The sequence below is a fragment of the Anaerovibrio sp. genome (genome assembly GCF_024697385.1).
Taxonomy (GTDB): Bacteria; Bacillota; Negativicutes; order Selenomonadales; family Selenomonadaceae; genus Anaerovibrio.
Map to the genome: position 1 here is coordinate 1 of NZ_JAILFV010000003.1, position 11,672 is coordinate 11,672.

Below are 11,672 nucleotides of genomic sequence, written 5' to 3' on the forward strand. Positions count from 1 at the left end.
CATGCAAATTACCTCCCATCAGGTCAATTCTGCTAAAAATGACTTAACCATATCTTCTTCATGGTTTAAGTTATTATAGCGTCGCTCTACATCCTCTTTGGAATTTTGCTGTTCTTCTATTTGCTGTTGAAATTGCTTGCGCATATCCAACAGCACTTGTTCGTAGGCATATTCTGTATTTTGTCTGATTAAACTGCAACGCTCATTTATGTATTTGCCAACCTCAACTTGAAGCTGTTGTATACCTCTCGCTAGCTGAGCCTGCACCTCAGGTACCGCCATATTTTTAGCCTCAGTCAAGCGCTTTTTTAATAAAGCATCCCTAAGTATAGGCAGAGCAGCAAAGCTCATCAATGGCATAATGGCGCCTCCAACTACTGCCAGAAGCCCAATACTTCCCACTGCCGCAATCATTCCAGCATGTAAAGTAACATTTGAGATATCCTCACCAGTAATTGCCAAAGATGATGTCCGTTTGTTTATCTCCTTGCCACCATCAGTTTCAATTTTTATTCTCTGCTGAAAGTAATAACTCATGCCAGTGGCCAATTCACCTTCCATATTCTTTAACAACCTATTGATATGTTGACTATACATACCAATCCACGCTTCCAACTGTCGTTGAATACGCTTGTTTATTTTAGTTTCCATAAATTCCTTAAATTCCGTTCCTTTGTATTCCTCAATTCTGTCTAATAAATCCTCTTTCAATTGCTCGTTGAAATGATGTAATGATTTAGCAACCATTATATTTATTTCTACCTTACGGTCTTCAATATACTGACTGATTTTTTCCTCGTTCTGCTGCCTTTCTGCCAGCATGGACTCGATTTCATCAAGCATTTTCTTGATATTTTCCTTATCCATCTGGCAAAGTTCTTTTTCATTTGTTATTTCATTTTGTAAACTAATTAATAAGGATTTAAGGCGATTTTCCCAACTTGTAATTTTGGCTGTTTCAGTAGAACCGTTTGACAGCATCTCTTCTAATCGCCGCCGAACTCCCTCAATCTGTGATGCCTCAATAAGCTCATTATTCCCCTGCTCAAGCCCATCCAAGGCCCACTTCGCCGATACCGGATATACAGGTATTTCCCGATTAAAAGCCTGACTCAATCGTTGCTGAGTAGTTTCCAACAAGTCTTCGTCCTCTTCCTCCTCATCTACTGCGTCATACTTGTTAAGCAAAAACATAATATTGCTTATTCCCTGTGGCAGCAAGCGCTCATCAATAAAATCCTTCTCGGTTTTCTTCAATGGTGAATTAGCATCCAGTAAGAAAATAACGGCATTGGCCTTGGGAATAAATTCATAGGTCACATCACAACGTTGCTCATCTAAATCCGATACGCCAGGTGTATCTACCAAAATGACCCGATTTTTCAATAATTTTGATGGATAACCTATTTTTATATAACGTACCCCCTCGGCAGCATTGTTACCTTGACGGGCGGAAAATTTCTTTAAATAATCCAAAGTAGGCTCCCCCTGCTCCAATCTCCCATCCTGATGAACAACTTGAACCGCTGGCTGGTCCTTATACATAATGGCATTTATTGTCGCCGTTTCTGGTAATATATCCATTGGTAACAGGCTTTCACCTAATAGCGCATTAACAAAAGTTGACTTCCCACGCTTAAACTCCCCTAGAACCACTACTGTATAATAATCATTTTGGATATCCCGCCGTAGCCCCTCAAACTTACTTGCCAATCGCGTTTTCTGTTGCACATAGTCCCGTATACTCAGCTTGGACAGTATGGAATTTATCTTTTCTTTTTTTTGTTGTATTCCGCTACTCATAAAACGAAACTCATCCTCCTCACTTAGCCAGAGCTATCAGTGTCCGACCACAATCCTCCAAGGCATGCACTTTGGTTGACAATTCTTTGATTCTTTGATCTACATCCTTTTCCTGTGATTCCTTTTCCCGCAATACTATTTGCAATTGGTTATGCATATCACTAATACGGGAATCTATAGCCTCCTGTAACTGCACACAAATATCCTTTACCTGATTTCTATAGCCATCAATGATATCGGATTTAATGCTCTCAGCCTGCTCAGTATATTGCTCAGAAATTTGCGCCTTTACCTTTTCACGTATATCATCATCAGAATCACTGAATAATCCCAATAAACCGGCCCCAAGTGCCCCAAGGGCTAAAGCTGGCAATAAATGTGCACTTACAAGCAAGCCAATGGCGCCTCCTACGCACCAGCCTCCAATATCTGCCTGGGTATCACTGATGTTTTCTTTCTTTACACCTTGAATATCAAAGGACATCACAGTAGCACTTTTATCCAGCATATGTGTATCCAAACAGCAAGTAGAGTTAACGTCCTTCCAAATCCTCTGCAATGCTTGCTCCGCCTTATTAGTCTCTTCCTGTAAAAGTTTATTCTGGGATTGGCGCATTTCCTCAATCCACCGTTTTTGTTCTGGAGTAACGGCCCGCTCCACAGCTATTTTAATATTTTTTGCATCCATATCACCAGAATAATTATCTACTGCCTCATTTGCTACTTGCCTCAGACGTTCTCCAGCAATAATACAGGAGTTTTCCAACTGACTTTCTGTACTTTCCAACCGACTACGCAAATTTCCAATTATCTTTTTGCTTTTGTGCTTAGCTTCAAGAAATTCTGGCTCCATAGCCGCAGCCTTTTCCCGTATTTCATCGACTGAATGACTAAACATGTCCTGTCGTAATACAATTGTTTTATTTAGCTCAGTAATGATTTCCTGTCCTTTACGAATGTATTTTTCCAGCTTAGCTTTACCTTTTTCCTCCGACAAGAACCAACCTAATTCCTTTTCAAATTCTACAAATCCCGTTATTTCAAAGTTATCTGGCTTTTCCGCAAGCAACTTTGGCTTTAATTGCTCACCGCCTTCTGCCCGACGATATAATAACGCCTGTCGGCTAGATACAAGAAAAACCTTTAAATTCGTCCGCATATCCTCCGGCAACAATGCCTTTAAATTGGTTTGCACAAAATCAAGTACTTTCTGTTCCTCATCTGGTCCGTGGAGGGCATCCTTGCGGTTGATAATAAAGAATATATCCTGTATTTTTTTCTTTAAAATTCTTTCTTGCAAAAATTTTGCTTCAGATTCGGACAATGCTTGGTCCGCCGCAAGCAGCATAATCAGAGCATCTGCCTGCTCCAAGTAGCGGTAAGTAATTTCAATACGTCCTGTATTCAAATCATTAGTACCTGGTGTGTCCACCAGCTCCACCCTATCCTTGCAGAAGGCTAGGGGATATTTTATAGACACATATTCAATACTATCAAGTTTTTCCTGTTCGCCGATATTTATGGACTTCTGTATCTTATCCTTTATATTGTTTAAAAGTCCCTCTTTAGGTGCTTTAAGCCCCGAAAATTCCTCTTGGGAAACCTGCTTAGAACCTAAACCATTTTTATAATGCAAGATAAATTCTGGCGGATCACCATAGGTTATCTTACTAATAACAGCCGTTGTAGGAGATTTGCTTGCTGGTAGGATATTTTTTCCTAACAGAGCATTAACAAATGTAGACTTTCCCCGGGAAAACTCCCCCACCACCGCCATATTAAACTGCTCCTGCTGTAATAATTCTATGGCATTATCAGACTCTTTCTTTTGCCCTTCCAGGCCTAAATTCTGACCTATTTCACCTAATTGCCTTAATACAGTCTCCAACTGCTGACGTTTCATTTCATATACTTCTAATTCCATATTTTTACCCCATTATTAAAAATAAGTTTAAGACATGTAAAACCACTGAACCAAACTAACATTACACCCGGCCATACTAATCCTGTCTCTTATTACCACACTTCGTACAGAAATTTCCACTATTTTTTTCTCCACAAGTACATAACCACTCTACCGATTCTTTACATATTTTAGCTGTCTTAAAGGTAGTAATAATTTCGTTAAGTACATTGCAAAAAGCAATGCATTCATCCTTGAGCATACCTGCGGTATTTATCTTAAATTCACCAGAATACAAATGATTTGTAAACATTCCAAGTTTATATTCAATTACCGAGGCTAACGAATATGGAATTACTACTGTATCCTCCGTATAATTATGAACATACAATGCTTTGTTACTTGCAAGCAGGCCATCTCTGGCTGTTCCTGTAACAGTAGAATCGTAACACAAAATAGGTAATTCATCTTCCTGTAATATCGCATAGCTTTCCATGGCATTTCTAAACTTCCTGACAGTTTTTTCATACTCTTCGCCTTCATTAGCAACAATATAATAAACATGCGCGTCAAATGGATATCTTTGCTTTAATTTTTTTGCTATATCTAAGACATATCGCTCAGTTTGTGTAGCTCCTTTTATTATACAGGACTGTTTTTTTAGTTCCCCAAAACCTAAGGATGACAAATAATCCGCTGCGGCTCCATTACCGTGACTTTTTGCTAATCTAAGATATGAAAGTCCACGATTATAATCTTTCTCTATTCCATTGCCGTTAATTAAGCTAAGGCCATAATAATATTCTCCTTCAGATGATCCCCCTTCCGCAGCATTAAAAAACCATTTACAGGCTATTCGCGGATCATTCACGATAATACCTTCCTGATAAAATCGCCCTACACAAACCATCGCACTAAAATGGCCTTTAGTAGCAGCATTTAAATAACAATCAAAGGCTGCTTTACTATTTTGATACTCATGTTGATATAACTGGCCCATTTCAAAAAATTCCTCGATAGTCTTTGAAGCTGCCTTTAGTTGAAGCACCTTCATGCGCTCATCGGCATGCCTACGTTGCATTATTTTTTCAATTCTAGCAAACGCTTCTTTAGCTTCAGTATTTCCTTGGGATATTGCATTCTTATACCATTGAGCTGCCGCATTTATATCCGGTTCAGTTCCTATACCATATTCATAACAACGACCTAGATTATACGCACCTGCACCGCAATTATTAATTATATAGTTTGCTTCCCCCTTAGCCTCAGTTTGCACGACTATTCTATAGCAAGCAAAGGCCTTTGCATCATCTTTTTCAAGCCCCAAGCCATCTTCGTAGCACATTCCCAACATCAAACAAGCCTCTACATTGCCCTTTTCCTTAGCAATATTAAGCAGGCGTGCCGCTTCTTTAAGATTTTTATCAACACCAATTCCTTTGAGATAAAATCCGCCCAGCAAACCTGTTGCTTCCAAATCACCATTATCTACTACATTTTTCATACACTGGAAAGCAGCCTTATTGTCTGTTTGAACACCTATACCCTGATAGTAAAATATGCCTAAATATCTATCTGCCTCTTCCTCTCCCAAATCCCGAGCTTTTTTCATCCAATAAAATGCCTTACTAGCATCTTTACTTGTACCTATACCATTTTTATAAGATAAGCCTAAATATTTTGCCGCTTCACCGTCATCTTGTTGAGCGGCTTTTTCAAGCCAATTAAACGACTGGCTAGCATCTTCTGGTACACCTTTGCCATTTATATAACAATATGCCAATTCCCGCTGTGCATTGACATTTCCATTTATTGCAGCCTCTTTTAGCAGAGAAGCACCTTTAACCTCATCATTAGCCACATCTTTGCCGTATAAATAGCAAATCCCCAGTTGGTACATTGCTGAATAGTTTTTTTGCTTGGCTGCTGCCTCAAACAATGAAAATGCCTGTTTTTCATCCTTATCTACGCCATAACCATTACTGTATGCTAATCCCAAATAATATTGGGCCGGAGCATAATCTCCCTTTGCTGCTTCACTTAAAAGCTCTATACTCCTAGTAATATCCTTATCTACGATTTCACCTTTGTCATAAAATAGAGCCATATTATATTGTGCTACCGGATTATTATGTTGAACGCCAATTTGATAAAGCTCAATCGCCCGCTGTTTATCAATTGGAGAGTTCAATATACCATAATTTAAACAATCAGCATAATCAACCTTAGCCTCTAAAATGCCGGCATCAGCAGCCTTTATCAACATTCTGAGGGCTGCTGCTTCATCCTTATCTATGCCATCACCATCAGCCAAATAAATGGATTGCTGATACAAAGCATTTGGATCTTCGTTCTTTACCGCTTTAAATAGCCACTCCCGAGATATTTCCTCATTTTTCTCGGTCGCAATACCTTCACGATAGAAAACGGATAAATTGTATTGAGCTTCACCACTCTCCTGCTCCGCAGCCTGTCTAAAATAGGAAAAGGCTTTTTCCTCATCCTTATCCACCTTATTGCCATCCCAATACAAATTTCCAAGAAAAACAAGGGCATCGTTGTTCTTCAGCTCGACAGCCTTTTGTAAGTATTCCAAAGCTTTATTAAAATCTGCCGTAATGCCTACACCCTTAGCATAACAGAGTCCCAAATTTACGACAGCCTCATCATCACCTTTATCAACAGCTTTTTTATAATACTCAAAGGCTTTTTCCGGCGATTTTTCTACTCCCCAGCCATTCAAATGACAATTTCCCAATTCTCTAAAAGCTGCTTCTTCGCCCTGAAAGGCCGCTTTACTCAGCATCTGATAGGCATGGTCATTATCTTCGGATCCCCCCAAGCCATAAAGATACATATAACCTTCGCCGTATTGCCCATCGGCGTTGCCTTGAGCAGCAGCTAATTTAAAGTTTTCTAATGCCTCAGCAAGATTTCTATCTACACCTATACCATATAGTAACATTACTCCCAAAAATGCCTGGCAGTCATCATTATTATCCTTGGAACCGTGCCGTGCCCAAAACAGAGCCTTTTCATAATCCTCACAATGGAAATAATGCATCATCAAAACCATCTGGGCATTTTTGTCATGACGTACGGCAGCCCTTTCCATACGTTGCACCGCTTTGGCTTCATTCTTCTCTACTACAAGGCCAAAACGATACAGAATCCCCACAAAGACATCTGCAACAAGATTTTTTCGTTGATTTTGACAATGATCATAAAAGACCTCCGCTAAATCCTCGAATCCATCCTTTATTGGAGCCAAATCCGACTGCTGGGCAATATACGCTGAATAATCTTTTTCCTTGATTTCCTCGAAGCCTTTCTCCTTATCTTCGATTTTCTTGCCAATACTAAAGGTGAAACTTACCATATCATCCAACAACGTATTCATTTTATAGTTATCGCGATTTGGCAGAATTTCTCGCTGAATAATGTTATAGAAATCCTTAATACAACTCTCTTCTAATAGTTCCTCATCATGCTGGAGTTTTCCACGCAGTGCCAGTTCAGCAGAAATACCGACTACCGCCTGTACTCTATCCCCTAATAATCCCCGAATATTATCTAATAATTCCTCTGGTGACTCTTCTTCCTCATCAACTTGATCCATTTTATTGACCAAAGCTATCGGTTTTAATCGAGGGGATAATTCCTCCATTGCATCTATTTCCGTCTGTGAACCCGCATTCTGGGCATCAAACATCCATAAAACGGTATCCGCTTTATCCATAAAGCGTCGGGTAGCGACCCCATGAGCACTTTTTATAGAATTAATACCCGGACTGTCAATAATGGTAACTGACCGTAATACATCAAAAGGCATACGCCGCTCCACATAATCGATACTTTCATGGAGCTGATTACTTTCCTCATCAGCCTCCGCTGTGAGAGATGCAAAATCCTCCAGTTTCTTCTTTTCTTCTGCCCCATCACGGTAATGAACAATAATTTCATCTTTAACACCATAGCAAAGCTTTGTAATAACAGCCGTGGTTGGTGTAGCATTCATTGCAGCTATTTCCTTACCAACCAAAGCATTGATAAAGGTAGATTTCCCTGCAGAAAAATGTCCCATTACCATTATCAGTAATGGTTCTTCCGCATCCATAAGTAAATTATCCAGGTCTTCTACATGTACCTTAAACTCCTTATCTTCACTTATAATACTCCTAAAAGAGCGAAGGTTTTCCAAGATATTCGTCAATATTTCCTTTTCCATGATTTGTTAATACATCCTTTCTATCACGGATTTAAATTAGCCACTTTAATCAGAGCACGCAAAAAACCGCTGTTCAACGCATATTCACGCTGTCCAACGGTTTAGAAAACAAATATAAATAGTCACGAAATAAAGCCTTAAATAGGCCTGCTGAAGCACATTTTTATTATTAAAGCTATTTTCCCCTGAACATTCTCTAACAGTTAAATCGTACAACATACTATGGTTCGGCAACGTCTATTTATCATGGTTTAAATACCCATTTATACGCCAATACTCCCTGAAGATTATTATATCGGTTAACCCAGCAACTAATACAATGTACCTTTTCGTCATTAATAACCAAAATCCTGCATAACAATAAAAATATATAAAATTCTTTAGTCCTTTAGTCTAGTTTAAGCTATACAATATTTCAAGTATAAAGTTCCTTATCATAAGCCTGTACTTTATTTCCTATAAAAGTTTCTGCTTAAGATAAGCCAAATTCTAGCTATTCTGGTCTTACAAATGCATTTTATTACGAAAAATTCAACAATATATTTCTTGTACTTATAAAAAATCTAGTTGCCAAGAAAAAGGACTAGTGCATGGTTTTATGCATTAGTCCTTTTATTCCCATTAATTTTTATCTACCCAAGCTGCGAACTGGGAAGGTGAAATATGTATCCGGATATGGCTCATTATTCAAGGTGAAATGCCACCATTCCGTATCAAGGGCTCTAAATCCATGCCGCAGCATAGCTGCCCGTAATAACATGCGGTTATTAAACTGTTCAGCAGTTATTCCACCACCAGTATAAGTCATGGTATCAGGGTTACCACAATAGTCAGGATGGCTTTCCGGTCCAAAGTAATCAAAGGTCCCGCCCATATCCACATCCTTGCCTGTTCTCATATCAAACAGGGTAAGGTCAACGGTACTGCCCCGGCTATGCCCCGATTTAGCAGCAATATATCCCTGGTCAAACAAAACATCCTTGTTGAGCATTGGATAAAAATACGGTTTCATGCGGGTATCATTCAGATCTTCTGCCCATTGGACAAAATGATCCACAGCCATTTGTGGGCGATAGGCATCATAAACCTTTAAGCGATAGCCCTGTGCCATCACATCATCAGATACAGCCTTTAATGCTGTGGCCGCCTCTCTGGTCATCAGCACGCATGGCTCCTCATAGCCCGCTATCCGGTCACCCACAAAATTGTATGTAGAATAATAACGGATTTCCAAAATAATATCCGGTGCCACCTGAGTCATACTGACAAAATCGGATGAATCATCAGACACGGCACTCCCAGTGCAAACATTGCCATTACCATTGTCATTATACAAGCTAAACCCAGTCACACAACAACAAATCAACAAAACAAACAATAGAAATTTTTTTGCTGTTTTCATTTTAGTCTCTCCTTAATTATTAAAATATCCCCGCTACTTTTACATTATCCACGGCCTTTTGCATGTCTTCCTCAGACTGAACCAGCGCCATGCGAACATAACCTTCCCCGGATGGGCCAAAGGCACTGCCAGGGGTTACCAGCACACCGGTCTTGTCCAGCAGATCTTTTACAAATTCCTCCGAAGATGCATATTTAGCCGGAATTGGGGCCCATACAAACATGGTTCCCGGTGGCTTATCCATCTGCCAGCCGGCTTCTATCAACCCATCGCACAGCACATCTCGACGACGCTCGTAGGCCTGACGGGTTTCCTCCACAATATTCTGATCTCCGGTAATAGCCTCAATGGCAGCCGCCTGAATTGGCAGGAACATGCCATAATCAATATTGGATTTCAAAGTCTTCAGCATACCTACCACCCGGGCATTGCCCACGCAATAACCGATGCGGGCCCCGGCCAGGCCATAGGTCTTGGACAAGGAATTGAACTCCACGCCCACTTCCTTGGCGCCGTCCAGCTCCAGGAAGCTCCCCCATTTACGGCCATCAAACACCAATTCACTGTAGGCATTATCGTGAATAACAATGATGTCATATTTCTTGGCAAACTGTATGAGTTCTTTATAAAACTCCACAGGTGCCATAGCAGCGGTTGGATTATTAGGGTAGGATACCAGCATCAGCTTGGCCTTTTTCGCCACTTCCTCCGGAATATCCTGAAGCTGAATCACATAATTATTCTCCTTTTTCTGAGGCATATAGTAAAGCTCTGCCCCAGCCAGCTTAGGTCCATCGGCAAAAATCGGATAGCATGGATCCGGTACCAGCATTACATCCCCGGGATCAAGAATGGACAGGGCAATATGAGCCAAACCATCCTGGGAACCAATCAAGGAACAGATTTCTGTATTTTCCTCCAACAGCACATTATACCGACGCTTATACCAGCCAGCCACTGCCTCCAGCATGGCTTTTGTATCCGATATGGCATAAACATAGTTGGACGGTTCCATTACTGCCTTGGCCATGGCTTCCATGATACGCTTGGCTGGCGGAATATTCGGTGCCCCGATGCTGAGGTCTATAACCTGTTTGCCAGCCGCTACCCGTTCTTTTCGCATTTCCGCCAATCGGGAAAACACGCCCTCGCCGAATTGGTCCATTCTCTTTGCAAATTCCATATTCCCACCCCTAAACAGAAAGGGGCTGTTTACACAGCCCCCGATATTTTAATCTTATTTGAACAGCTTACTTACCGAACCATTATTGTAGATACAATCGATAAACTCTGCCAGCATTGGTGCCAAAGAAATACTAACAATCTTTCTGGACTGCTTCTCTGGTGGCAATGGAATGGTATTGGTAATAATCAGCTGCTTAATGGCGGAATCATTAATCCGCTGTACAGCCGGATCAGTCAAAATACCATGGGTAGCACAGGCATATACTTCCTTGGCCCCCATCTTCTTCAATGCCTTGGCGCCCTCACAAAGGGAACCAGCTGTATCAACCATGTCATCAATCATGATACAGGTCTTGTTCTTGACATCACCAATGAGGTTCATAACCTCAGCACAACCTGGACGTGGGCGACGCTTTTCTACGATAGCAATGCCTGCATCCAACAAGTCAGCCATTCTACGAGCCCGGGTTACACCACCTAAGTCTGGGGATACAACCACTACATCTTCCAAATTCTGCTCCTTAAAATATTCGGCCATAGCTGGAGCAGCAGCCAAATGGTCAACTGGGATATCAAAAAAGCCCTGAATCTGTCCTGCATGCAAATCAACGGTAACCACACGGTCCATACCAGCAGTATGCATGAGATTAGCCACCAATTTAGCTGAAATAGGCTCACGTCCCCGAGTCTTACGGTCCTGACGGGCATAAGCATAATAAGGAACAACAGCGGTTACACTATGAGCCGACGCACGCTTACAGGCATCCGTCATGATTAAGAGCTCCATCAAGTTCTCATTAACTGGCTGACAGGTAGGCTGGATAATGAAAATATCCTTACCACGAATACTCTCGCTGATCATTACCTGGATTTCGCCATTATTAAAATGACCCACCTGAGCCTCAATAAGCTCAATACCAAGATGCTCGGCAATTTCCTTAGCCAGCTCACGGTTCGCATTACCAGCTAACAGACGCATGTTACTCTTTGACATTTTGTTTTAAAGCCTCCAATATTCAAATAAACAATTTTCGGTTAGAAAAAACACCTTATATATACTATCAGTTTTCAACTGAAAATGCCACTTTATTTTTTACGTTTATCAGCCCAACCAGATATATTTTTTTGGTGGGACCGGGCAATGGCCAAAT

6 protein-coding genes are annotated in these 11,672 nt (G+C 40.8%); all 6 read right to left on the bottom strand.

Annotated elements, in window-relative coordinates; translation table 11 throughout:
* Positions 1-18: 18 nt before the first annotated feature.
* The 6 genes from K6C05_RS00170 to K6C05_RS00195 all read right to left on the bottom strand — a co-directional run bounded on the left by K6C05_RS00170 (position 19) and on the right by K6C05_RS00195 (position 11,515).
* Positions 19-1,803: a dynamin family protein gene (locus tag K6C05_RS00170; protein ID WP_296730207.1), complete on the bottom strand. Its 1,785-nt coding sequence runs from the start codon at positions 1,801-1,803 to the stop codon at positions 19-21.
* 19 nt (positions 1,804-1,822) lie between these two features.
* The gene (locus K6C05_RS00175; RefSeq protein WP_296730209.1) at positions 1,823-3,727 is read right to left on the bottom strand and encodes a dynamin family protein; all 1,905 of its coding nucleotides are present in this window, start codon (positions 3,725-3,727) and stop codon (positions 1,823-1,825) included.
* Positions 3,728-3,803: 76 nt separating this feature from the next.
* Positions 3,804-7,934, bottom strand: a complete 4,131-nt coding sequence (locus K6C05_RS00180; protein WP_296730211.1) for a dynamin family protein — start codon at positions 7,932-7,934, stop codon at positions 3,804-3,806.
* A 628-nt stretch (positions 7,935-8,562) separates the two neighbouring features.
* Positions 8,563-9,336: a M15 family metallopeptidase gene (locus tag K6C05_RS00185; protein WP_296730213.1), complete on the bottom strand. Its 774-nt coding sequence runs from the start codon at positions 9,334-9,336 to the stop codon at positions 8,563-8,565.
* 19 nt (positions 9,337-9,355) lie between these two features.
* Positions 9,356-10,519, bottom strand: coding sequence for an aminotransferase class I/II-fold pyridoxal phosphate-dependent enzyme (locus K6C05_RS00190; protein ID WP_296730215.1), 1,164 nt, complete (start codon positions 10,517-10,519; stop codon positions 9,356-9,358).
* 54 nt (positions 10,520-10,573) lie between these two features.
* Positions 10,574-11,515, bottom strand: a complete 942-nt coding sequence (locus tag K6C05_RS00195; protein WP_296730217.1) for a ribose-phosphate pyrophosphokinase — start codon at positions 11,513-11,515, stop codon at positions 10,574-10,576.
* Positions 11,516-11,672: the final 157 nt, after the last annotated feature.